The 21,862-nt window shown below is 66.7% G+C and carries 23 protein-coding genes; 11 read left to right on the forward strand and 12 right to left on the reverse strand.

Annotated features, from left to right (window positions below; translation table 11 throughout):
• Nucleotides 1–67 precede the first annotated feature (67 nt).
• Nucleotides 68–463: a VOC family protein gene (locus PUN51_RS03485; RefSeq protein WP_224026959.1), complete on the reverse strand. Its 396-nt coding sequence runs from the start codon at nt 461–463 to the stop codon at nt 68–70.
• 241 nt (nt 464–704) lie between these two features.
• On the reverse strand, nt 705–2,816 hold the full coding sequence (gene paaZ / locus PUN51_RS03490) for a phenylacetic acid degradation bifunctional protein PaaZ (protein WP_275179924.1): 2,112 nt from the start codon (nt 2,814–2,816) through the stop codon (nt 705–707).
• A 142-nt stretch (nt 2,817–2,958) separates the two neighbouring features.
• Here paaZ and PUN51_RS03495 point away from each other — a divergent pair, with 142 nt between their 5' ends.
• On the forward strand, nt 2,959–3,393 hold the full coding sequence (locus PUN51_RS03495) for a PaaI family thioesterase (protein ID WP_159630886.1): 435 nt from the start codon (nt 2,959–2,961) through the stop codon (nt 3,391–3,393).
• Nucleotides 3,394–3,492: 99 nt separating this feature from the next.
• Nucleotides 3,493–4,200 (forward strand): DUF4397 domain-containing protein, encoded by a 708-nt coding sequence (locus PUN51_RS03500; RefSeq protein WP_224026961.1) that lies wholly within the window; start codon nt 3,493–3,495, stop codon nt 4,198–4,200.
• An 80-nt stretch (nt 4,201–4,280) separates the two neighbouring features.
• Here the strand turns inward: PUN51_RS03500 and PUN51_RS03505 are convergent, their stop codons facing one another.
• A complete protein-coding gene (locus tag PUN51_RS03505; protein ID WP_224026962.1) occupies nt 4,281–6,479 on the reverse strand; it encodes a S1 family peptidase in 2,199 nt (732 codons plus the stop codon).
• Between the two features lie 96 nt (nt 6,480–6,575).
• Nucleotides 6,576–7,295 carry a tyrosine-protein phosphatase gene (locus tag PUN51_RS03510; RefSeq protein WP_159630880.1) on the reverse strand — a complete coding sequence of 240 codons (720 nt, stop codon included), beginning with the start codon at nt 7,293–7,295 and terminating at the stop codon, nt 6,576–6,578.
• A gap of 176 nt (nt 7,296–7,471) precedes the next feature.
• On the opposite strand from PUN51_RS03510, the gene PUN51_RS03515 reads away from it, so the two are divergent.
• Nucleotides 7,472–8,308 (forward strand): SGNH/GDSL hydrolase family protein, encoded by an 837-nt coding sequence (locus PUN51_RS03515; RefSeq protein WP_224026963.1) that lies wholly within the window; start codon nt 7,472–7,474, stop codon nt 8,306–8,308.
• Here PUN51_RS03515 and PUN51_RS03520 read toward each other — a convergent pair.
• Nucleotides 8,293–8,949: a GNAT family N-acetyltransferase gene (locus tag PUN51_RS03520; RefSeq protein WP_224026964.1), complete on the reverse strand. Its 657-nt coding sequence runs from the start codon at nt 8,947–8,949 to the stop codon at nt 8,293–8,295. The two genes, PUN51_RS03515 and PUN51_RS03520, sit on opposite strands and share 16 nt — an antisense overlap.
• 74 nt (nt 8,950–9,023) lie before the next feature.
• Here PUN51_RS03520 and PUN51_RS03525 point away from each other — a divergent pair, with 74 nt between their 5' ends.
• Nucleotides 9,024–9,257, forward strand: a complete 234-nt coding sequence (locus tag PUN51_RS03525) for a DUF6480 family protein (RefSeq protein WP_159630874.1) — start codon at nt 9,024–9,026, stop codon at nt 9,255–9,257.
• 24 nt (nt 9,258–9,281) lie between these two features.
• Here PUN51_RS03525 and PUN51_RS03530 read toward each other — a convergent pair whose 3' ends face one another.
• The 4 genes from PUN51_RS03530 to PUN51_RS03545 form a co-directional block, all read right to left on the reverse strand.
• The gene (locus tag PUN51_RS03530) at nt 9,282–10,154 is read right to left on the reverse strand and encodes a 3-hydroxyacyl-CoA dehydrogenase family protein (protein WP_224026965.1); all 873 of its coding nucleotides are present in this window, start codon (nt 10,152–10,154) and stop codon (nt 9,282–9,284) included.
• Nucleotides 10,155–10,157: 3 nt separating this feature from the next.
• Nucleotides 10,158–10,964 carry an enoyl-CoA hydratase/isomerase family protein gene (locus tag PUN51_RS03535; protein ID WP_224026966.1) on the reverse strand — a complete coding sequence of 269 codons (807 nt, stop codon included), beginning with the start codon at nt 10,962–10,964 and terminating at the stop codon, nt 10,158–10,160.
• A complete protein-coding gene (locus tag PUN51_RS03540) occupies nt 10,964–12,190 on the reverse strand; it encodes a thiolase family protein (RefSeq protein WP_159630870.1) in 1,227 nt (408 codons plus the stop codon). The genes PUN51_RS03535 and PUN51_RS03540 overlap by 1 nt, the downstream gene beginning before the upstream one ends.
• A 118-nt stretch (nt 12,191–12,308) precedes the next feature.
• A complete protein-coding gene (locus tag PUN51_RS03545) occupies nt 12,309–12,983 on the reverse strand; it encodes a pentapeptide repeat-containing protein (protein WP_275179925.1) in 675 nt (224 codons plus the stop codon).
• Nucleotides 12,984–13,109: 126 nt separating this feature from the next.
• Here PUN51_RS03545 and PUN51_RS03550 point away from each other — a divergent pair, with 126 nt between their 5' ends.
• Nucleotides 13,110–13,286: a CsbD family protein gene (locus PUN51_RS03550; RefSeq protein ID WP_275179926.1), complete on the forward strand. Its 177-nt coding sequence runs from the start codon at nt 13,110–13,112 to the stop codon at nt 13,284–13,286.
• A gap of 160 nt (nt 13,287–13,446) precedes the next feature.
• On the opposite strand, the gene PUN51_RS03555 is transcribed toward PUN51_RS03550, so the two are convergent.
• Nucleotides 13,447–14,517, reverse strand: coding sequence for a DNA polymerase IV (locus tag PUN51_RS03555; RefSeq protein ID WP_441296768.1), 1,071 nt, complete (start codon nt 14,515–14,517; stop codon nt 13,447–13,449).
• 46 nt (nt 14,518–14,563) lie between these two features.
• On the opposite strand from PUN51_RS03555, the gene PUN51_RS03560 reads away from it, so the two are divergent.
• Nucleotides 14,564–15,301, forward strand: coding sequence for a dienelactone hydrolase family protein (locus PUN51_RS03560; protein ID WP_275179927.1), 738 nt, complete (start codon nt 14,564–14,566; stop codon nt 15,299–15,301).
• Between the two features lie 102 nt (nt 15,302–15,403).
• Here PUN51_RS03560 and PUN51_RS03565 read toward each other — a convergent pair whose 3' ends face one another.
• Nucleotides 15,404–16,867: an amino acid permease gene (locus PUN51_RS03565; protein ID WP_275179928.1), complete on the reverse strand. Its 1,464-nt coding sequence runs from the start codon at nt 16,865–16,867 to the stop codon at nt 15,404–15,406.
• 208 nt (nt 16,868–17,075) lie between these two features.
• Here PUN51_RS03565 and PUN51_RS03570 point away from each other — a divergent pair, with 208 nt between their 5' ends.
• The 5 genes from PUN51_RS03570 (at nt 17,076) to PUN51_RS03590 (ending at nt 21,498) form a co-directional block, all read left to right on the forward strand.
• Nucleotides 17,076–17,837, forward strand: coding sequence for a CPBP family intramembrane glutamic endopeptidase (locus PUN51_RS03570; protein WP_275179929.1), 762 nt, complete (start codon nt 17,076–17,078; stop codon nt 17,835–17,837).
• Between the two features lie 51 nt (nt 17,838–17,888).
• Entirely contained in the window at nt 17,889–18,329 is a 441-nt protein-coding gene (locus tag PUN51_RS03575; protein ID WP_159630860.1) for a VOC family protein, read from the forward strand.
• 22 nt (nt 18,330–18,351) lie between these two features.
• On the forward strand, nt 18,352–19,305 hold the full coding sequence (locus PUN51_RS03580; RefSeq protein ID WP_224026970.1) for a 1,4-dihydroxy-2-naphthoyl-CoA synthase: 954 nt from the start codon (nt 18,352–18,354) through the stop codon (nt 19,303–19,305).
• A 12-nt stretch (nt 19,306–19,317) separates the two neighbouring features.
• Complete coding sequence (locus tag PUN51_RS03585) at nt 19,318–20,541, forward strand: AMP-binding protein (protein ID WP_275179930.1); 1,224 nt, start codon at nt 19,318–19,320, stop codon at nt 20,539–20,541.
• A gap of 75 nt (nt 20,542–20,616) precedes the next feature.
• The gene (locus tag PUN51_RS03590; protein WP_159630854.1) at nt 20,617–21,498 is read left to right on the forward strand and encodes a 1,4-dihydroxy-2-naphthoate polyprenyltransferase; all 882 of its coding nucleotides are present in this window, start codon (nt 20,617–20,619) and stop codon (nt 21,496–21,498) included.
• Here the strand turns inward: PUN51_RS03590 and PUN51_RS03595 are convergent.
• Nucleotides 21,495–21,806, reverse strand: coding sequence for a DUF4229 domain-containing protein (locus tag PUN51_RS03595; RefSeq protein ID WP_201302388.1), 312 nt, complete (start codon nt 21,804–21,806; stop codon nt 21,495–21,497). The two genes, PUN51_RS03590 and PUN51_RS03595, sit on opposite strands and share 4 nt — an antisense overlap.
• Nucleotides 21,807–21,862 lie beyond the last annotated feature (56 nt).

Consider the following 21,862-nt stretch of genomic DNA (forward strand, 5'->3'; position numbering starts at 1 on the left):
TGAAGCAGCAGGGGCACCCCGTCCGGGGTGCCCCTGCTGCTTTCGTTGAGGTATGCAGCTGCCGTGCCTAGACCTCGTACTCGAGCTTGCCGCCCAGGTTTTGGTGGACGCACAGGATGTTGTGTTCGGTGTCCATGAACCACGCGCACTTTTCCGAGTTGGTGGTGCAAATGTGGTTCTCCGTCTTGAGGGTAGGCAGGTCGTAGTCCTGGAAGATGACGCCCCGTGCCTCCATGTCGCGGACGGTTGCCTCGATATCCGCGACCTCAAAGCTCAGCGCGGTGTGGTCCGAGTGCCTGCCGTCCGAGACCGGCATCAGCTGCAGCAGTGGACCGCCGTCGGCGCCCAGCAATTCGCTTCCGTCCTCCGTTTTTCCACGGTGCGGGAGTCCCAGCTTTTCCGTGTAGAAACTGCGGGCGCGGGCTGGGTCATCAACCGGCAGGATGGTTGTGGCTGTGTTCATTCTCAGGGTCATTGGGCCACCTCCTACGGGCAGAATCTTACGCCCGGCAGGCCCAAAAAGAACCGCCCTCAAACGCCCCATCACTTCCCGCCCACCAAACCCAAACGCCCCATCACTTCCCGCCCACCAAACCCAAATGCCCCATCACTTCCCGCCCACCAAACCCAAATGCCCCATCACTTTCCTCAAAGAAGTGATGGGGCGTTTGGGAAAAACCGGCGGTAAGTGATGGGGCGTCGGGTTACTTTTCGACGAGGGTGAGGACGTCGTAGGTGGCCACGATCTCGTCGTTCTGGTTGGTGAGGACGGCGTCCCAGGCCACCTCGCCGTATTCGTCGGTTTCGCGCGGGGTGATCTTCTTGGCGGTGAGGGTCACCCGGATGGAGTCGCCGGCGGCAACCGGGGTGAGGAAGCGTGCGTTCTCCAGGCCGTAGTTGGCCAGGACCGGGCCCGGCGCAGGCTCCACGAAGAGTCCGGCGGCCCAGCTCAGCAGCAGGTAGCCGTGCGCCACGATGCCCGGGAAGAACGGGTTGGCTTCCGCTGCTTCCTGGTTGGTGTGGGCGTAGAACGTGTCGCCGGTGGAGTTGGCGAACGCGCTGATGTCCTCCAGGGTGACCTGCCGCAGGTCGGAACGGACGGCGTCGCCGATCCGCAGGGTGGACAGGTGCTTCCGGAACGGATGCGCGCCCTCGGTCTCCACGGTGAAGTTGCGGTCGGCCCCGGTGTGCCACACACCGGTGACCGCGGTGAGCATGTTCGGGGAGCCCTGGATGGCGGTCCGCTGCATGTGGTGCAGCACGGACCGGATGCCGCCCAGTTCCTCGCCGCCGCCCGCGCGTCCGGGGCCGCCATGGACCAGGTGGGGAACGGGTGAGCCGTGGCCGGTGGAGGACCGGGCGTCCTCGCGGTTCAGCATCAGGACGCGGCCGTGGTGGGCCGCGATGCCGGTGACCAGCTCGCGGGCCGCCTCGGGATCGTTGGTGCACACCGAGGCCACCAGTGAGCCGCCACCGCGGGCGGCGAGGCGTACGGCGTCCGCCAGGTCCTTGTAGCCGATGACGGAGGACACCGGCCCGAATGCCTCAAGCGAGTGGATGGCTTCAGCTTCGGGGTTGTCCCAGTTCAGGACCACGGGAGCCATGAAGGCCCCACCGTCCACTACCCCGGTGGTTCCGTCAGCGGAGGTGACCGACGGCGAATCGAGCGTTCCGTACGCCAGCTCACCGCCGGCGTCGAGCATTGACTGCACGGCGGCGCGGACGTCCTCCAGCTGTTCCACGGACGCGAGGGCGCCCATGGTGACGCCTTCTCCGCGGGGGTCGCCCAGGACCACGCGCTCGGCGATGCGCTTGCCGATGGCCGCGGACACGGCGGGTACCAGTTCCTGCGGCACGATGGCGCGCCGGATGGCGGTGCATTTCTGGCCTGCCTTGACGGTCATCTCGGTGACCACGGACTTGACGAAGGCGTCGAATTCCGGGGTCCCCTCCACGGCGTCGGGGCCCAGGATGGCGGCGTTCAGGGAGTCGGTCTCGGACGTGAACCGGACGCCGCCCTCCACCACGTTCGGGTGGGACTTGAGGGACTTGGCCGTGGAGGCGGACCCGGTGAACGCCACCAGGTCGCGGTAATCCAGTACATCCAGGAGCCCGCGGACGGAACCGGAGATGAGCTGCAGCGAACCCTTGGGCAGGATGTTGGACTCAACGATGGCCTTGACCACGGCGGCGGCAACATAGCCAGTGGGGGTGGCCGGCTTGACGATGGTGGGGACGCCTGCCAGGAAGGCGGGGGCAAACTTCTCCAGCATGCCCCAGACCGGAAAGTTGAAGGCGTTGATCTGAACCGCGACGCCGGGGATGCGGGTGTAAATGTGTTCGCCGGCGAAGCAACCGTCCTTGGACAGCACCTCCATGGGGCCGTCCACCACCACCTGGGAGTTGGGCAGCTCGCGCCGGCCCTTGGAGCCGAAGGTGAAGAGGACGCCGATGCCGCCGTCGATGTCCACCATGGAGTCGATCTTGGTGGCGCCGGTCTGGAATGAGAAGTTGTAGAAGTGCTCACGGCGGGCGTTGAGGTACTGCGCCAGCTCCTTGAGCTTGAGGGCGCGCTGGTGGAAGGTCAGCTTGCCGAGTTCAGTCTGGCCGGTGGTGCGGCCGTACTCCACGACGGCGGCGAGGTCCAGGCCTTCCGTGCTCACCTTGGCCAGGACCTCCCCCGTGCTCGCATCCCGGACGGGGACCGCGGAAGCCGAGGAGCCGGCGTCGGGCGTCCACCATGCGTCCATGACGAAGCTGGGCACTGTCTCCACGGTGTCGACCGTGGCCTGGGGAGCTGTGGCTGTGGTGGTCATCGTTGACGGTCCTTCCAACAAGGGGGCAGGCAAACAGGGCGGCCATTACTGACCGTCCGTTCGGTAATATATTCACCATACATGAAGTGCCGTGCTGCACACTAGAAGGCCAGGACCGAATTGGCCACCCAAAGGAGAACGCATGAACGCCCCGTCGCCCCAGGATGCTTCCGATAACCAGCATGAGCTCTGGAAAATCACCCTCGGGGAGCTGGACGAGAAGATGGGCGTAAAAATCCTGGAGGAGTCGGTGGAGCGCGTGGTGGCCACCATGCCCGTGGAGGGCAACCGGCAGTCGTTTGGGCTGCTGCACGGCGGCGCCTCGCTGGCCGTGGGCGAGGCGGTGGGGTCCTGGGCGGCCGTCATCCACGCGAGCACCATGGGCAAGACGGCGGTGGGCGTTGACGTTTCCGCCACGCACCACCGTTCCGCACGCGAGGGCCAGGTGACCATTACCGCCACGCCCATCCACCTGGGCGGGACGCTGACCACGCACGAGGTGCTCATCACCAACGAGGCCGGCCAGCGGCTGTGCACGCTGCGCATCACCAACCTGCTGATGAAGCGAAAAAACTGAAAAAAATCCCCGGTTGTGCATCCATGGGCGGCGTTCCAGAGGTAATAAGCGTGTCAGCATCACCAGCCCGGATACCGGGCATCCCCCAAGGAGTTCGACATGCGCAAAATAACCTACGCCGCCGGAGCACTTTCCCTAGCTGCTTCACTGGCCTTCGCCGCTCCCGCCCAGGCCGGCAACTGGCACCACGATGACGACCCCGCCCAGCTGTCCGTCCTGCACGGGGTACCCGGCCTGACTGTGGATGTCTGGGTGAACGGCGAGCTCACCCTTGATGACTTCACGCCCGGCACCCTGGCCGGACCGCTGGAACTGGCCGCCGGCGATTACCAGATCGCCATCACCGCTTCGGACGCCACCAGCGCCGACAATCCGGTGATCGGCCCGGTGGATGTGCAGCTCGACGAGGGCCGCAATTACACGGCAGTGGCGCACCTTGACGCCGGCGGAGCCCCCACGGCGACCCTCTTCACCAACGACACCAAGGCCCCCGGCAATGACACGAAGGGCAAGCTGACGGTCCGGCACGTCGCCGCAGCGCCCGCGGTGGACGTACTGGCCGGCGGAACCGCCGTAATTGAAGGCCTCAGCAACCCGGATGAGGCAACCCTGAAGCTGAAGGCCGGCACGGTTTCAGCCTCGGTGGCAGCGGCAGGGACCACCGACCCCGTGATCGGCCCTGCTGACATCACCGTCGAAGCTGGGAAGAACACCATCGTCTACGCCTGGGGAAGCCTGGCGGACGGCACGCTGGACGTGGCTGTCCAGGTGGTTGACGGCAAAGAGAGGTGCGTCGGGCGCCACTGAGGCTACCGCAACCGGGAGGCGCGAAGCGCCATTCCCTCGGCATCGCTACGGGCCGGTCCTTGTAGGCCGGCCCGTAGCGGCTACCGCGAAGGCCGCCGGTTCCGCCGGCGCACAAGTACCGTCAGCAGGATCCCGACGGTGAGGACGCCCGCGGCAGCAGCCGCTGCGGGGATGAGCCCGGCTGATCCCGTGTAGGCCAGGCCGCCGCCGGCGCGATCACCGTTTCCGCCCGTGTTGGCAAGGCCCGCAGGAGCGCTGGGAGCGGGGCTGGTTGCCGGCGGAAGTACGACGACGGGGCTCGCCGACGGCGGGGCAGGCGACGGGTCTGCTGGGGCCGGGTCGGTCGCGGCCGGGGTGATCGGGGCGGGAGTGGCCGGGGCAGGAGTGGCCGGGGCAGTGTTGCCTGGTGCGGGGCTTGCCGGTGGCTCAGTCGGTGCCGGACTTGCCGGCGGGGCGGGCGGTGCCGCTGCAGCGGACGCAAACTCAAAGCTGTTGGTGCCCGACCGGCTGTACCCGTTCACGGTTTCTGCCGTGAAGCGCAGCGGGTCCGTACCCTGCGGAGCCGTGAAACTCCATGTCCCGTCATTATGCACGGGCACCTCAAACGGATCCTTTCCTTGGAACGTGACCCGGACCGTGGATCCGGCGGCGACCGCAGATGCCGGAGCAGCGGGAACCTGGCCGCTGATCACCTGGCCCGGCTGGTAGGCCTTCCCGGGTGCGGGGGCCGTGACGGCAGGCTTGTTGAGGAATACTTCCAGCTGGTAGCCGGGCAGCACGGCAAGGGCATCCTCCAGGGTGGCTGCAATGGCCCGCGTCTGGACGCCGTTCTGGCTTTCGGCACCGGTGTGGGTACCAACGGCAAAGTTGCCGCTGATCCACGGGCCGCCGGAGTCGCCGCCCGCCGACGTGACCGTCGATGAATCGAAGGCACGGACCGGCCGGAGGTCGTTGTCGTAGTTGGGCGGAACACTCTTTTGGCCCGGCATCATCCAGATGCCCACCGCATCGACCGTGCCGCACTTCCAGCCGGACGTCCGTCCGGACCTGCAGACGTCCTGGCCCTGGAAGGGCGCTGTGGTTCCCACGATCCTGACAGGATCGGGCGTCCTGGAGTTGCCCCAGGTAGTGGTGGAGGGCTCGGGGTTCACGGAAGGCGCGATGTCCTGGATGACGGCGATGTCGGTCCCTGCCACGGATCCGTCTGCCGCTGCCGAGTTTCCGGGGCCGCCGAACTGGCTGAACCCGAAGCTGCCCAGGGGTGACAGCGGAGGCAACGGCTGAGGCGTCAGGGCGCCGGGCCCGCTCGCGGGCGCCCACCCGGGAGGTTCCACTGACGCCTGCCGCGCCAATCCATCCCTGGCACAGTGTCCGGCGGTCAGGACGAGCGGCAGCCCGGCCGGACTGAACGCGCTGAAACCGGCTGAACAGATGGCGGTGCTGTCCACGTAGTATCCCTGGCCGCCGAGGAGGTCCCCCTCGGTCTTGAGGGAAGCACCCTTCTCCAGTTTCACGTTGGCGTACCGCGCGACGAACTGTGCCGGCGTCATTTTGCCGGTTCCGGACGGCTGGCCGGCGGAAGGAACCGGGTCCGGCTGGTTGCCCGGGGTCCCGGACTCTGCGATGTTGACGGACCCGGTCCGGATGACGAAATGACCGTCGGTGTAGGCAACCGCCTGGAGGCCCTGGGTGCCAACGTCGCGGACATAGGCCTTGTACAGCTGGTCGAGGTCGGCTGCGACCAGCCCGTTCGCCGGCGGAGGCGTGTCCTGGGCCGCCGGGGAGGCGGTGGGGACAGCCGGCGTGGCCGGGAGGGTGACCGTCGGGGGAACCAGTACAAAGGCGGCCGGGCCGGAGCGGTTCAGTTCATCCACCGCGGCCTGAAGCTCCGGACCGTCGCCTTCCACCCTGATGGTGCCGCCTTTCAGGCTGATGCCAACGAAGCCAGGCAAGGCCCGAAGGGTGGGCGCGGCGCCGGCGGCCCGCCGGCCGAGTTCACCGGCAGCATTGAATTCGGCCACGCTGATGCCAAGATCCCGGCGAAGCGCTTCAGCAAGGCCTGCCTCGGAGGGCCCAGCCGCGTTGACAGGAGCAGTCGGGGCGCCGGAAACCGCCTCGTCGCCCGTAGCCGTGCCGGGGGCGCCGGGGCCCTGGGGCGCAGGCGCCGCCATGGGGCTGCCAGTGGTGGCCGGCGCCGGAACGGCCACTGCGGGGCCGGCAGCCAACCCGGACGACAGCACTACGGCGGCTATGGCTCCTGTGGCGGAGATTCTCTTCATGGGGGTTCGCCGTTCCACTCATCCGCGCCTGCGTGCGGGCGCCCTGCGACCGCGGCCGCCGACATCAAATATCAACAGCCACATCAGTAACTTAAGTCACAAGGGTATCTTTCGGCATGCCAAGGCGGAAACGGAATCCAGCTCCGCTTCCCGCAACCCGTGCGCCAGGAGATAGCCACGGGTTCCGAGGTCACGGACAAATGACACCACCGCGAGCCCGCGCCGTTCCAGCAGGGGCTCAAGCTCCGGCCCGGTCAGGTACCGCTCCCGGCCGTGCGGCGGACCATGGGTGCGGTAGCGCTCGTTGATCCCGCGGGCCGCCCGCCGGTAGCCCTCGGCAATAGCCTCGTCCGAGTCACCAGCCAGGTCCTGGACCATGGCCGCGATCAAACCGCTCCGGTCACGGCCGGCGGCGCAGTGCAGCACCACATCCCCTTTGGGCGCGGCGAGGGCAATTGCCCGGAAGACGCCCACCAGTTTTTCCGGGAAAAGGCGCGCATTCTCGGCGTAGTGCGCGGGGTCGTTCAGGTAGGGACCGGTGACGGCGGTAAACCGCGGATCCTCCGGTTCCTCCGTGGGTGCCTGCACCACGTCGATGCCCGCCCAGGCCGCGGCCGGCACCTCGGGGTCATTGCTCCGGCGCCGCGCCTCAACTGCGTTGCGGAGATCGACGACGGTGCGGACGCCGTCGTCGAACGCCTCTTTCCACCCCGCTGCGGTGAGCCACTCGCGGCGTCCCATCCGGTAAATGCCGCCCGAAATGCGCCATGCGTTTACAGCTCCATCCCAGTCCACGGACGTGCCCTTCTTGCTCATCCGCACAGCTAACCACACGCCCCTGAACGGCGCACTGCACAGCAGCGGACATTTCACCAGGGCACAAAGGCCTGCTGACCGCCGCGCAGGGTGGCAATACTGTGGCACCTAGGTACCTGCCCGCGGTGTCCAATGAGGTCATTGTTCAAAGAGGTAACTGTTCAAAGGGGAAATTCATGGCAAGTCCAGCAGTACAGCGGCGCCGTCCGGCTTTCGCAGCCGCCCTCGCAGCCCTGGCAATCACCGCCGGCATGGCAGCGGCCCCGGCCCAGGCCGTGGACAAAGAGAAATACATTGCCCTGGGGGATTCCTATGCCGCCGGACAAGGGGCCGGTCCCTACCTGGACAGCTGCTATCGCAGCGACAACGCCTATTCCGAGCTGGCAGACGTGGACAAAACCGTGCAGCTGGTGGTCAATGCTGCGTGCAGTGGGAAGACCACCTGGGATGTGGTGAACACCCAGCTTCGCCAGCTGAACAAGAGCACGGAACTGGTGACCATTACGGCGGGAGGCAACAACCTGGGCTTCGGCCAGATCATTACCTCCTGCGGTGCTGCTCTTTCTGATCCCGCGGCAGCCCCTGCCTGCGACGCGGCTACGTCCGCCGCGGCGGCAATGATCGGGAGCGGGCAGCTCACCCGCGACGTCATCTCGATGATCCAGAGTGTCAAGGCCGCAGCCCCCAATGCCAGGATCGTTGTCACGGGATACCCGTACCTCTACGATCCGGTGGCCCCGAACCCCGCGGATCCACTGTCCCTGTTCATCAACCAGGCCACCCTTCTGGCGGACGGCCTGGACGCCTCCATCGCAGCGGCCGCCGCTGCCACCGGGGCGCAATACGTCGATGTCAGGGCCGCGTTTGCCGGGCACGGCGTCAACTCCGCAGATCCCTGGATCAACCTGGACCTTGCCAACCCCGCAAGCCCGGACAACTTCCATCCCAACGCCGCGGGCTACCAGGCCTACTTCACTGCGCTGAGCAGTTCGGGCGTCTACTCCGCTCCCTGAGCACGGTCAGCGCCCGGGGTGCGCTCCGCACCCTGGGCGCGGCGGGCCAGCCGGTATTCCAGCCCGGCGCGGACGGCCGGCCATTCGTGCTCCAGGATGGAGAACACCACCGTGTCCCGGAGGGTTCCATCGCTGGTCCGTGAATGGCTGCGGAGCACACCGTCCTGCTTGGCGCCCAACCGGGCAATGGCTTCCCGCGACTGATGGTTCAGCCAGTGCGTGCGGAACTCCACGGCGGGGCAGCCCAGCGCCTCGAAGGCATGCCGGAGCAGCAGGAGCTTGGAGTCGGGGTTGGTCCCTGTCCCCTGCACCGAGGCCGCATTCCACGTGGAGCCGATTTCAACGCGGGGCGTGGCGGCGTCGATGTTCATGTACGTGGTCATGCCGATGATGCGGCCCGGGCCACCTGTGCCCGGATCAATCAGCCGGGTGGTGAAAGGCAGCATGGATCCCTGTTCCTGCAGGGTGAGGCGGCGCCTGATCTCCGCCGCCATGGCGTCCGGCGCGGGCACCGACGTGTACCAGAGCTTCCAGAGTTCGCCGTCGCTGGCTGCGGCCAGCAGGCCGTCGTGGTGTTCCTCCGCGAGCGGCTGCAGGATTACGTGGCGGCCGGTCAGGGTAAGGGGTTCAAGGAAAGTCACTGCACCAGCCTAGGCCCGCCGGCCGCGCGGGTTACGCTGGGGCAAGCACCACGACGTCGAGCGAGGGAGTTATTGTGTCAGGAACCAACCCGGATCCCGAGGACGACAAGATCACCGGCCTGGAGCCTGGCGGCGGGGTTCCGCCGGGCGAAACCCCGCCGGGGGAAGCCTCCACCGCCGGCCCTCAGGGCCACGAGGAGCGCGGCACCGGGAAGGGCACCCAGTTCCTGTGGATCGGCATCATCGGCGTCGTAGTCCTGCTGTGCCTGCTGTACTTCATCGGCTACATCGTGGGCTTCTTCGACTAGGCCGTGTTCCGCCAGGCGGTCAGCCTAACTGGGCCAGTCGAAGAATCCCTTGCCGGTTTTGCGGCCAAGTTCACCGCGGGCCACTTTGTCCTTGAGGATCTGCGGGGGTGCAAACCTCTCGCCAAGGGTGGAGTGGAGGTATTCGGCGATTCCCAGGCGTACGTCCAGGCCCACAATATCCGTGGTTTTGAGCGGGCCGGTGGGGTGTTTGTAGCCCAGGACCATGGCATTGTCGATGTCCTCAGCGGAGGCCACTCCTTCCTCAACCATCCGCATCGCCTCCAGTGCGATGGCCACGCCCAGGCGTGAGGAGGCAAAGCCGGGGGCGTCATTGACCACGACGGCGGTCTTGCCGAGTGCCTCCACCCAGGTTTTCGCCGCATCAGCAAGTTCGGGAGACGTGCGCTCCCCCAGCACCACCTCGATAAGGGTGGATGCCGGCACGGGGTTGAAGAAGTGCAGGCCCAGGAAGTTCTCCGGCCGCTTCAGTTCACGGGCCAGGCCGTTGACGGACAGCGATGACGTGTTGGACGCCATGAAGGCATCCTCTGCCAGCCGTTCCTCGATGCCGCGCAACGCGGTGACTTTCAGGTCCCAGTCTTCGGGCACTGCTTCCACCACCAACTGGCGGTCCCTGAACGCGTCGTAGTCGGTGCTGACGGTCAGCCGGGTCACCAGTTCTTCGAAGTTGGCATCCACCGCCCCGCGTTCAATGCTTTTCAAGGCTGCGGACTCCACCCGTTCCTGGGCAGCTTCGGCGGAGACGTCGTCGCGTTCCACCACCAGCACGTTGGCGCCCTTGATGAGGAAGGCGTGCGCGATGCCGGCGCCCATGCGGCCGCCGCCCAGCACGCCCACGTACGAGGGAAGGCCGGGGGCTACTGATGAATTACTCATGGTCTACTTTCCATCGGCGGGGTTGGCGGAGGCGGCTGCCTTCTTCGCTGCATTGCGGTCCAAAAACGCCTGCATCCGGTCGAATTTGGCCTGCGACTCGAAGAGGATGCCCTGGGCCAGCTGGTCGATCAGCGGGTGCGCTTCTGCGGGGGCGTGGAATACGGACTTGGTGATGCGGACGGCCAACGGGTCCTGCCGCCCGATCCTGCTGGCCAGGCTGTGGGCAGCCTCCAGGAGTTCTGCCGGATCGTGGATTTCCGTGATGAGGTTGGCCGCTTTGGCTTCCTCGGCGCCAAGGACCAGTCCGGCCAGCAGGATCTGCTTGGCCAGCGGCTCGCCGACGAGTTCCCTCAGCCGCCAGCTGGCACCGGCCGCCGCAAGGATTCCGAGCCCTGTTTCCGGGTTGCCGATCCGCACGTTGGGGGTGCCGATTCGGAAGTCCGCGGCGTAGGCGAGTTCCGCGCCGCCGCCCAGGCAGTAGCCGTCCAGGGCCGCGATGACCGGCATGGGCAGCTTGGCGATCCGGACGAAGATGGTGGAGTTGATGCCCTCCAGTGCATCGTCGCGGCGCCGTTCGCGCAGCTGGGCAATATCGGCGCCGGAAGCGAAGACCCCGTCCACGCCGGCGATGATCAGTACCTTGGGGTTCTGTTCCAGGGCCGCGCAGACAGTGTGGAGTTCGTCCACCATCTGCTGGTCGATCGCGTTCTTCACCTGGGGACGGTTGAGCAGCACCACCACCCGGTCCTCGCGCTCCTCCACCAGGAGCGCGGAGAAGTTTTCTGCTGCCAGGTCCACCGCCGCCGCCATCAGATTTTTTCCAGCAGCATCGCCGTGCCCTGGCCTACGCCAATGCACATGGTGGCCAGGCCGATTTTCGCGTCTTCGCGTTCCATCCGTCCCAGCAGGGTGATGGCGATCCGTGACCCGCTGGAACCCAACGGGTGACCCAGGGCGATCGCGCCGCCGTCGCGGTTCACGATCTCCGGTTCCAGCCCAAGCCGGCGGATGCAGGCCAGGGACTGCGTGGCAAAGGCTTCATTGAGTTCGACGGCGGACAGGTCGCCGACGCTCAGGCCGCTCCGCTTGAGCACCTTCTGGGTGGCGGGGACCGGGCCGATGCCCATGATCTCGGGCTCGCAGCCGGCAGAGGCGCCGTCGATGATGCGGGCACGGGGGGTAAGGCCCAGCCGCTCGATGGCTGCTTCCGAGGCGATGATGATGGCGGAGGCGCCATCATTCAGGGACGAGGAGTTCCCGGCCGTCACCACGGAACCGCCGTGCGCCACGGGCTTGAGCTTGGCGAGCACGTCCATGCTGGTACCGGCGCGCGGGCCCTCGTCGGTGTCCACCACGGTCTCTGATTTGCGGGTCTTGACCGTGACGGGCACGATTTCGTCCTTGAACCGGCCGGCCTCGATGGCGTCCAGGGCAAGCTGGTGGGACCGGACGGCGAATGCGTCAGCGTCCTCACGGGAGATGCCGTCCACCCGGGCTACTTCCTCCGCCGTTTCCGGCATGGAGTAGGTCATCTTGCCGTCCCGGGACAGGCCGCCGTGCAGGAAGTGGGGATTGGTGAACCGCCAGCCGATGGAGGTGTCGAAGATCTGGCCCGGCTTGGCGAACGCAGCAGTAGGCTTCTCCTGGACCCAAGGGGCGCGGCTCATGGACTCCACGCCGCCGGCGATGACGATGTCAGCGGCTCCGGCCTTGATCATGTGGCTGGCCTGGATGATGGCACTGAGGCCGGAAGCGCAGAGCCGGTTGACCGTGATTCCCGGAATATGCAGGGGCAGCCCGGCCAGCAGGGTGGCCATGCGGGCCACGTTCCGGTTTTCCTCCCCCGCGCCGTTCGCGTTGCCCAGGATGACTTCGTCGATGCTCTCAGGATCCAGGCCGGCGCGTTCCACGGCTTCCCGGACCACAAGGGCCGCAAGATCATCCGGCCGGACGGAGGACAAGGCGCCCCCATACCTGCCTACGGGCGTTCGGACCCCACCAACAAGGAAAGCCTGCGGACCTGCGGTTGCAGCCATGGAAACACCCTTCACGCGATAAACAGCACTGTCATCGGCGGCCGGCGCAGCGAAATTTCCCACTTACCGACCGTTCGTTCTGTAAATGGTACACGGGCAGCCCCGGCCGCGTATCCGGTTACAGGACCCTCACCCCAAGATGCGCAGCGATCAGCGGCGCCAGGAGCCCCAACTGATACTCATCGATCACGAGCCCGGACAGGCTGCCAAGGCCGCTGACCCGGCGGAACTCCGTGCCCCTGATGTCGAAGTCCTTCAGCCTGGCACCCGTCAGGTCAAGTGATCCAAGGGTGCAGTCTTCCAACCGCACGCGGGTGGCGCCGGCACCCCCCAGGTCCAGTTCGTTGATGATGCACCCACTGATGAGCACGTCCGCGAGCTTGGCGCCGCGGAGGTTGAGGTAGTCCAGCTTGCCGCCTTCGATCCGGACGGACTGCCAGCCGCTTTCATACAATTCGGCCGAGCCCAGGCGCGGGTTGCGAAGCTCCACGTCCCGCCAGGTACTGCGGGCACCCTGGAAGACCGGCGCGTACGCCTCCGCCAGGATGCAGTCGCGGAACGAGGTGCCGCGGAGCTGCGCGTCGTTGAAAGAGGCAGCATCGAACCGGCACTCGGCAAATACGGCCTCACCCAGGTCAAGGCCATCCAGGGCGGCGCGGTTGAACCGCAGGTTTTCGTACCGGTCCCCGCGGCGGAATACCGGATCCTGCAGTTCTTCGAGATCCTGCAGTTCCACGGCGGAAGGCCGGGGCGGGGCCACCTTGGCCGCCGCCGTGCCACGTCCTTTATCCATAGGCCGAGCCTAACGCCGGTGCAGCCAGCAGGCCGCAACTGCAACAGGGTACTTGAAATAGTAAGCAAGCTTTGTTTATGGTGAAAGGGCACGGTTGATCGACGGAAACGAAAGGAGGCCGGAACCATGGGCCTCGGAGACAAGATCAGTAACGCGGCAGAGGACCTTGGCGGCAAGGCCAAGGAAGCTGCAGGCAACGCGACCGACAACGAGCACCTGAAGGCAGAAGGCCAGGCCGACCAGGTCAAGGCAGACGCCAAGAAGGTGGGCGAAAGCGTGAAGGACGAGTTCAAGCGCAACTAGTCCTTGCTGCTGCAGCCGCAGCGAACGGCGTGCTGCAACAGCCCGAAACGGCGGCGGATCCAATGGATCTGCCGCCATTTCGCTGTCCACCCACCATCGATTGCTGAGTAGGTGCCGTTTTGAGGCCTCAAAACGGCAGTTACTCAGCAATCGATGGCGTTCACCAGCCGCTGCGGGTTGGGGTGTGCCCCTTCCGGGAATCTTCGGGCATGGCCATCTCGGCCCGGACACCCAACAGCCGGACAGCGTTGCCGGGTTCGATCTTTGAGACCAGGCCAAGCACCTCTGCCAGCACCACCGCGGGATCGGATGTCTCGGGGATCTTCCGCGCGTAAGTCCTGGTGGTGAAGGGAACGTAGCGGACCTTCAACGTCAGGCCGACCACCGGCCTGCCTTCGGCGGCAACATCCTCCAGGACGTGCGCAGCCAGCTCCCGGACGGCGTCCTCAATCTGCGCCCCGTCGGTCAGGTCCCGCTGGAAAGTGGTTTCGCGGCTGTGCCCGCGCGCCACCCACGGGGTGTCATCGACGGTCCGGGAACCGTCGCCCCGTCCCAGTTGCGCGTACCAGGGCCCCATTTTTGGACCGAATTCGGGAACCAAGTCATCGGGGTTCGCCGCTGCCAGTTCGGCAACGGTCGTGATCCCCAGGGTGGCGAGCCGGCGGGACACCGCCTTTCCCACACCCCAGAGGTCGATGGTGGGCCGCTCCCCCATGACCTCAAGCCAATTCCCTTGCGTGAGGCGGAAAACGCCCGCGGGCTTGCCGAACGTCGTCGCGACCTTGGCACGGACCAGGGTGTCCCCGATGCCGACGCTGCAGTGCAGCTGGGTTTCCGCCAGGACTGCCTCCTGCAGCCGGCGGGCAAAGGCTTCGGGATCGGCCGTCTCAAGCCCGACGAACGCCTCGTCCCAGCCGAGCACCTGGACGGTGGTTCCCGGCTGGGCACGCAGGACCGCCATCACCTTTTCGGATGCTTCCAGGTAGGCTTCGTGGTCCACCGGCAGGATGACCGCATCGGGCACTTTCCGCGCGGCGATGCGCAGCGGCATTCCGGACCCCACGCCGTAGGCCCGTGCTTCGTAGGACGCCGTGGACACCACTGCCCGCTCCGTGGGGTCGCCCCGGCCGCCGACGATTACCGGCCTGCCCGCAAGCTCGGGACGGCGCAGTACCTCGACGGCGGCGATGAACTGGTCCAGGTCCACATGCAGCACCCACTGTTCGCTCACAAGCCCCAGTCTGCCCGGCCGGACTCCAGGGGGCTAGCCTTGGCCCATGACGAACGTAGACCTCAGCGCTGCGGGCGCGGCTGCCGGCGGCTCCCCCTCCCTGCACGGCTACCTCGCCGTGCCTGTTGGACAGGGGCCGTTTCCCGGCGTCGTGATGATCCATGAAGCGTTCGGCCTGGACGACCAGACCCGGCGGCACGCGGACCGGCTGGCCCGGGCCGGGTACCTCACCCTGGCGGTGGACCTGTACAGCGACGGCGGTCCGCGGCGTTGCCTGGTGGGAACCATGCGCGCCATGGCGGCCCGTACGGGGCGTCCCTTCACCGACATCGCCACGGCCCGTACCTGGCTCGCGGAGTCTGAACTGTGCAACGGCAAAACCGGGGTGATCGGCTTCTGCATGGGCGGCGGGTTCGCCCTGCTGGTGGCGCGTGACGGGTTCGACGCCGCTTCCGTCAACTACGGCCGGCTCCCGGGCAAGCAGCAGCAGGAACTGGAAGACGCACTGCGCGGTTCCTGCCCTATCGTGGCCAACTACGGCGGCGCGGACAGGTCCCTGAAGGGGGCTGCGGCGCGCCTCGAAACTGCGCTGGACCAGTTGGGCATCGAGCACAGCGTGAAGGAGTTTCCCGGCGCCGGGCACGCCTTCCTCAACGACGAAGAAATCGGGCCGGTTCTCCTCAGGCCGCTGATGCGGGTCATGGGCGTGGGGCCGGACCCCGAGTCAGCCCCGGAGGCCTGGCAGCGCATCGAGGACCACTTCGCCAGGTACCTGAAGGACTAAGCAGCAGCAGAGGGGCTGGACCTGTCCGGCACTCCGTGGAAACGCCGACGGCGGGCCACCCACTGAAGGGGCGGCCCGCCGTCGAACATTGTCCGGAAAGCGTTAGCTGAAGAGCTCGCTCTTAGGCTCGTTGTTCTTGACCTTCTGCCAGCCGAGCCACAGGAGCACGGCGAAGAACGGGATCGTGCCCAGGGTCCAGAGGCCCAGGTAGAACACCTCGCCGGTGGCCTTGTCCGTCATGGTGTCGAAGCCGATGAGGATGGTGATGGCGAGCAGGCCCAGCAGTCCGGCCCAGCTGGTCCACGGCGAGCCGGGCATCGGCAGGGTGGAGGTGATGCCCTTGCGGCGGCGCAGCACGATCTGGCTGGCGAAGATGGCACCCCAGCAGAAGATCACGCCGATCGAGGCGCTGTTGAGCGCCAGGTCGAAGGCGTGCGAACCGCCCAGCCAGATATTCAGCAGGATGCCCACCAGGTAGAACGCCGCGATGGCCAGGATGGCGGCATACGGGACGTGCCGCTTGGACATTTTGGTAAGCCACTGCGGGGCGTGGCCGTTGTTGGCCATGGTGCGGAAGACCCGGCCAATGGAGTACAGGCCGGAGTTGCACGAGGACAGCGCGGCGGTGATGACGATCATGTTCATCACATCGCCCACCCAGCCCAGGCCCATCTGGCCGAAAACGGTCACGAACGGCGACGTGCCGGCCTTGTACTGGTCGGACGGCAGCAGCATGGCCAGCAGCAGCACGGAACCGACATAGAACACCACGATGCGCAGGACGACGGCTCGGATCGCCTTGGGCACTTCGCGCTCCGGCTTTTGCATCTCGCCGGCAGTGACTCCGACCAGCTCGATGCCGTTGTAGGCGAAGATCACGGCGTTAAGGACCAGGACCATCACCAGCGCACCCTTGGGGAACATGCCGCCGTCGGCTGCGAAGAGGTTGGCCACCGAGGCATGCCCGGTGCCCACCTGGGCATTGGTGACCACCATGAAGGTGCCCACGGCCAGGAAGATGACGATGGCGCCGACCTTGAGGCAGGACGCCCAGAACTCGAATTCGCCAAACGCCTTAACGCTCAGCAGGTTGACCGCCACGAGCAGAGCCAGGGCCGCGATGGCCGAGGCTTCCACGGGGACGTTGGGGAAGAAGAACTGGAAGTACAGCCCGATGGCGATGAGCTCCGCAATGCCCGTCATGCCCCAGTTGATGAAGTACATCCAGCCGGACAGGTAGGCGCCCTTTTTGCCGAACATCTCCCCCGAATAGCTCACCAGGGAGCCGGAGGTCTGGCGGTACATGATGAGTTCGCCCAGGGCCCGCATGAGCAGGTAGGCAATGACGCCGGCAATGGCGTAGGAGAAAATCAAGGCCGGGCCGGTGGAGGCCAGGCGTCCGCCGGCTCCCATGAAGAGGCCCACGCCGATGGCGCCGCCCATGGCAATCATGGTGACGTGGCGGCGCCCCAGGGTCTTGCTGTAGCCCTCGGCGCTGAGGGACGGGTCGACGGCGGAGGATGGCGCCGTGCTGTTCTTGAGGTCTGTGGGGGTACTTTGAGGCACAACTGTTCCTTGTGGGTTGGGGGTTGGCCGCATCCGGTCTTCGTATGATCAAGCTCACAAAATTCGGCCTTTAGGCCTTGGGACCATCAGATGTGAGGGTGGATCGGCCGAACTGCCGAAGCTTCACGCGACCTGACCATCTTACAAGACGGTCCGGGGTGGTACGTGACGCGCACTACACCCCGGCGCCCGGCGATAGGCTGGGGGCATGGCAACAGCCCACCGCTTACCGCCCGCCCCGCAACCCCAGCTGTACCGGTTTTCGCCCCTGGACCTGGCCACGCTGTGCCTCTACGTTGCCATTGCCGGGTTCTTCGCGGTGGCCGGCAATGTGTTGGCCCCCCTGCTCCGGCTGGTGGCCCCGTCCCCGGCAGCCGCCTCCTATGCCGTGAACCTGCTCTTCTATGCCTCCGTGGGAATACTCGCGCTCCTGGCCGCCCGCCGGGTGGTGGCGCGGGACCTTAGAGTGCTGCGGACCCGGCCCTGGTTCACCCTGCTGATGGTGCCGGCAGCCGTGATCGCGATGATGATCCTGACCGCCGTCGTGGTGGCCGCGAACGGGCAGGTTCAAACCTCCGCCAACCAGGCCGGGCTGCAGGCGCTGATGCAGCAGGTCCCCGCATGGCTCATGGTGCCTTTGCTGGTGGTGGTGGGTCCGTTCGTGGAGGAGTACATCTTCCGCCACCTGCTCATCGGCAAGATGTCCAGGCGCGTGAACGTCTGGATCTGCTGCGCCCTGTCCGTGGTGCTGTTCGCCGCGCTGCACATCGTGGGGCAGGAGGCGCTGACCCTGACTGCCCTGCTCCCCTACCTGGCCATGGGTGCCACCCTGGTGTCCGTCTACATGTGGACCGGGAAGAACCTCATGTTTTCCTACTTCGTGCACGCCGCCAAGAACCTGCTGGCCGTGATCCTGGTTTACGCCATCCCGCCGGAACTGTTCAACCAGATGCAGAACGTCCAGGCCTAGGCGCGCGCACAGGACCTTCCGCAACGCCCCGGCCGCCCTTACCGTGGACGGATGGGACTAAACATCCAGATCGTTGTCGATTGCGCCAGCCCGCATGAGCTCGCCGACTGGTGGGCCGAAACCCTGCAGTGGGCGGTGGAACCGCAGGACGCAGGCTTTATCCGCTCCATGATTGAGCAGGGCTACGCCACCGAAAACCAGACCACGACGCACCGCGGAAACCTGGTGTGGAAGGACGGCGCCGCCATCCGGCCACCGGAGGAGATCGAGGCCAAGGATCCGCAGCGGCGCATCCTGTTCCAGACCGCACCCGAGGGAAAAACGGTGAAAAACCGGGTGCACTGGGACGTCCGGCTGGACGGCAGGGACAAGGATGAGGTGCGGCGCGAACTCGAGGCACGCGGGGCTTCCTTCCTTTGGTCTGCTCGGCAGGGACCGCATTCCTGGCACACCATGGCGGACCCCGAGGGCAACGAGTTCTGCATCAGCTAAGCACGATTACTAGACTTGGACGGTGAGCAACCAGATCCCCGCCCCGGTGTCCGATGTCTTCGATCCCACGCGCTGGCGGGTGGTTTCCGGCTTCGAGGACTTCCAGGACATGACCTACCACCGGCAGGTGGAGCGGGATTCCGGGGGCGGCTGGGTGCGTGACCTGCCCACGGTCCGGATCGCGTTCAACCGCCCGGAGGTCCGCAACGCGTTCCGGCCCGGCACCGTGGACGAGCTCTACCGCGCCATGGACCACGCCCGGATGACGCCGGACGTCGCCACCGTCCTGCTGACCGGCAACGGCCCCTCCCCCAAGGACGGCGGCCACTCCTTCTGCTCCGGCGGCGACCAGCGGATCCGGGGCCGGGACGGCTACCGGTACGCCGACGGCGAGACCCAGGAAACCATCGACCCCGCCCGGGCCGGCAGGCTGCACATCCTGGAAGTCCAGCGCCTGATGCGCACCATGCCCAAGGTGGTCATCGCCGTCGTCAACGGCTGGGCAGCCGGTGGTGGCCACTCGCTGCATGTCGTGTCAGACCTGACCATCGCGTCCCGGCAGCACGGAAAGTTCAAGCAGACGGACGCCACGGTGGGAAGCTTCGACGCCGGCTACGGCTCGGCGCTCCTGGCCAGGCAGGTGGGCCAAAAGACCGCCCGCGAGATCTTCTTCCTGGCCCGCGAATATTCCGCAGAAGACATGGTCCGCATGGGCGCGGTCAACGAGGCCGTGGACCACGAACGCCTGGAGGAGGTGGCGCTTGAGTACGCAGCTGACATCGCCCGGCAGTCCCCGCAGGCCATCCGCATGCTGAAGTTCGCGTTCAACCTTGCCGACGACGGCCTGGCCGGCCAGCAGGTGTTCGCCGGTGAAGCCACCCGGCTGGCCTACATGACGGACGAGGCTGTGGAGGGCAAGGAGGCCTTCCTGCAAAAACGCGACCCCGACTGGTCACGCTTCCCGCACTACTTCTAAGGCAGGACGGCAATGAACAGCGAAGCCTCACCCAGCACCGCCCACGGCGGCCCGCTCAACATCGAACCGGCCCTGAAAGCCCTCGCGGCCGCCCTCCACGGCGAGGGCCCCGCCGTCGAACTGTCCGTTGGCCCGGACGGCGAACTGGTGGTGGGCCACGTGGAGACCCCCGGTTGCGACGACGCCGTGGCCGTGGTCCGCACCTCCGGTTCCACCGGCACGCCCAAGGCAACCCTGCTGACCGTGGAGTCCCTGGCGGCATCCTCGATGGCCACCGCGCTGCGGCTCAAGGGCGAGGGCCAGTGGCTGCTGGCCCTGCCCGTGCAGTTCGTGGCCGGCATCCAGGTGCTGGTGCGGTCCCTCTTTGCCGGGACCCGGCCATGGGTGATGGACATGTCCGGCGGCTTCACCCCGGAGGCCTTCACGGCGGCCGCGCTGGAACTCACGGACAAGATCCGCTTCACTTCCCTGGTTCCCACGCAGCTCCAGCGGCTCCTGGACGATCCTTCGCCGGACACGCTTGCCGTGCTCCGCCGTTTCAACGCCATCCTGCTGGGCGGGGCCCCTGCATCCCCGGCCCTGCTGGACGCCGCCCGCGACGCCGGAGTCCGGGTGGTCACCACGTACGGTTCCGCGGAAACCTCGGGTGGGTGCGTGTACGACGGCTACCCCCTGGAAGGCGTCTCGGTCCGGGTGGCGGACGACGGCCGGATTCTGCTGGGCGGGGACACCGTGGCTGCCGGGTACATCGAGGCCCCGGACGAGGAAACCGGAACATTCTTCGAGGAGGACGGGGTTCGCTGGTACCGCACCAGCGACCTCGGCACGATTGACGACGACGGCCGGCTCACCGTGCTGGGCCGGGCGGACGACGTCATCATCACCGGCGGCGTCAAGGTCTCGGCCGGCCACGTGCAGGAGCAGCTGGAAAAGTCCGACGCCGTCGCAGCGGCTTTCGTGGCCGGCGTCCCTTCCGCGGAATGGGGCCAGGCGGTGGCGGCCTACGTGGCGCTGGCACCCCAAGGTGCCGCCGGGATCGGTACCGGCGGTGAAGCCGGACCCGGGCACGAGGCCGGGGATCCCGGCGTCGTGCTTCAACAGCACTGGCAGCGGCAGCTGGGGGTGCTGGCGCCCAAAACGGTCCTCACCGCGCCTGCCCTCCGGATGCTGCCCAACGGAAAACCGGACCGGCTCGCCATGGCCGCCGAACTCAGCTCCCGGCACGGGGGAAAGTAGAGTGGACCTGCACCACCGCGGCCGGTGCACACGTTCCATCCAGCCGTCTTACCGAAACAACACGAGGTACTAACCGTGGCAACAGCCGCCCAATGGATCCAAGGCGCCCGACTCCGGACGCTGCCGGCAGCGATCGCACCGGTGCTGATCGGCACCGCCGCCGCCTACGAAATGGACTCGTTCCTCCTGCCGAATGCGATCCTCGCGGCGCTGGTGGCGCTCCTGCTCCAGGTGGGCGTGAACTTCGCCAACGACTACTCGGACGGCATCCGCGGGACGGACGATGACCGGGTGGGTCCGCTGCGGCTGGTGGGCTCCGGTGCCGCCAAGCCCGAACACGTCAAATGGGCGGCGTTCGGCGCCTTCGCCCTGGCCATGGTGTTCGGCCTGGTCCTGGTGGTCCTCACCCAGGCGTGGTGGCTGATCCTGGTGGGCCTGGGCTGCGTCATGGCCGCGTGGGGCTACACCGGCGGCAAGAACCCCTATGGCTACATGGGCCTGGGCGACCTGTTCGTGTTCGTCTTCTTCGGCCTGGTGGCCACCCTGGGCACCACCTTCACCCAGGCAGGGCACATCAGCCTGTCCGCGGTCATCGGCGCAATCGGCACCGGGCTGATCGCCACCGCACTGCTCATGGCCAACAACGTCCGGGACATTCCCACCGACATGCAGGCCGGCAAGAAAACCCTGGCCGTGCGGCTTGGGGACAAGCACGCGCGCGAAAGCTACGTCCTGATGCTTGCCGTAGCCATCCTGCTGGTGGTGATCTTGGCGCCGGGACGGCCGTGGATCCTGATCGTGCTGCTGCTCATTCCGGCCTGCCTGATGCCGGCCTGGCTGATGATCAACGGCCGCAAGCGCAAGAGCCTGATCCCGGTCCTGAAGCAGACCGGCCTGATCAACCTCGGCTACAGCGTGCTGTTCTCACTGGGGCTGGTCCTCAGCCACGGGTTCTAGCGCTTCTTGCCGCTGCCTTTGGCGTTGTTGATGGTGATGTCCGGGTTGGCGTCCAGCAGGGCGTCCTCGGCGTTGGCGTCCTGGACCTCGCCGGCGGAACGCATCGGCTTGGCCTTCCCGGAGAAGCGGTGCTGCAGGGCTGCCGAGGCGGCGTCGCGCTGCTTCTGGAAGAACAGGTAGCTGATGGCAAAGGCAATGAGTGCGGCGCAGATAACCGCCATCAGCGCCCCGACCTGCAGGAGCGCGAACAGGACAAACAGGGGCACGAAGATTGCCAGGCGGATCAGGGAGTATTTCAAAAAGGCCACTATTCAAGTTTAGCCGCCCCGGCCAGCAGCCCCTGCGCGTCGTGACGATAGACTTA

The organism is Arthrobacter sp. NQ4 (genome assembly GCF_029077345.1).
In the GTDB taxonomy this organism is placed as follows: domain Bacteria; phylum Actinomycetota; class Actinomycetes; order Actinomycetales; family Micrococcaceae; genus Arthrobacter.

Coding starts and splice junctions, on each gene's coding strand:
- PUN51_RS03485 (WP_224026959.1), bottom strand. CDS start 463: ATGAACACAGCCACAACCATCCTGCCGGTTGATGACCCAGCCCGCGCC.
- paaZ (WP_275179924.1), bottom strand. CDS start 2,816: ATGACCACCACAGCCACAGCTCCCCAGGCCACGGTCGACACCGTGGAG.
- PUN51_RS03495 (WP_159630886.1), top strand. CDS start 2,959: ATGAACGCCCCGTCGCCCCAGGATGCTTCCGATAACCAGCATGAGCTC.
- PUN51_RS03500 (WP_224026961.1), top strand. CDS start 3,493: ATGCGCAAAATAACCTACGCCGCCGGAGCACTTTCCCTAGCTGCTTCA.
- PUN51_RS03505 (WP_224026962.1), bottom strand. CDS start 6,479: ATGAAGAGAATCTCCGCCACAGGAGCCATAGCCGCCGTAGTGCTGTCG.
- PUN51_RS03510 (WP_159630880.1), bottom strand. CDS start 7,295: ATGAGCAAGAAGGGCACGTCCGTGGACTGGGATGGAGCTGTAAACGCA.
- PUN51_RS03515 (WP_224026963.1), top strand. CDS start 7,472: ATGGCAAGTCCAGCAGTACAGCGGCGCCGTCCGGCTTTCGCAGCCGCC.
- PUN51_RS03530 (WP_224026965.1), bottom strand. CDS start 10,154: ATGAGTAATTCATCAGTAGCCCCCGGCCTTCCCTCGTACGTGGGCGTG.
- PUN51_RS03535 (WP_224026966.1), bottom strand. CDS start 10,964: ATGGCGGCGGCGGTGGACCTGGCAGCAGAAAACTTCTCCGCGCTCCTG.
- PUN51_RS03540 (WP_159630870.1), bottom strand. CDS start 12,190: ATGGCTGCAACCGCAGGTCCGCAGGCTTTCCTTGTTGGTGGGGTCCGA.
- PUN51_RS03545 (WP_275179925.1), bottom strand. CDS start 12,983: ATGGATAAAGGACGTGGCACGGCGGCGGCCAAGGTGGCCCCGCCCCGG.
- PUN51_RS03550 (WP_275179926.1), top strand. CDS start 13,110: ATGGGCCTCGGAGACAAGATCAGTAACGCGGCAGAGGACCTTGGCGGC.
- PUN51_RS03560 (WP_275179927.1), top strand. CDS start 14,564: ATGACGAACGTAGACCTCAGCGCTGCGGGCGCGGCTGCCGGCGGCTCC.
- PUN51_RS03570 (WP_275179929.1), top strand. CDS start 17,076: ATGGCAACAGCCCACCGCTTACCGCCCGCCCCGCAACCCCAGCTGTAC.
- PUN51_RS03575 (WP_159630860.1), top strand. CDS start 17,889: ATGGGACTAAACATCCAGATCGTTGTCGATTGCGCCAGCCCGCATGAG.
- PUN51_RS03585 (WP_275179930.1), top strand. CDS start 19,318: ATGAACAGCGAAGCCTCACCCAGCACCGCCCACGGCGGCCCGCTCAAC.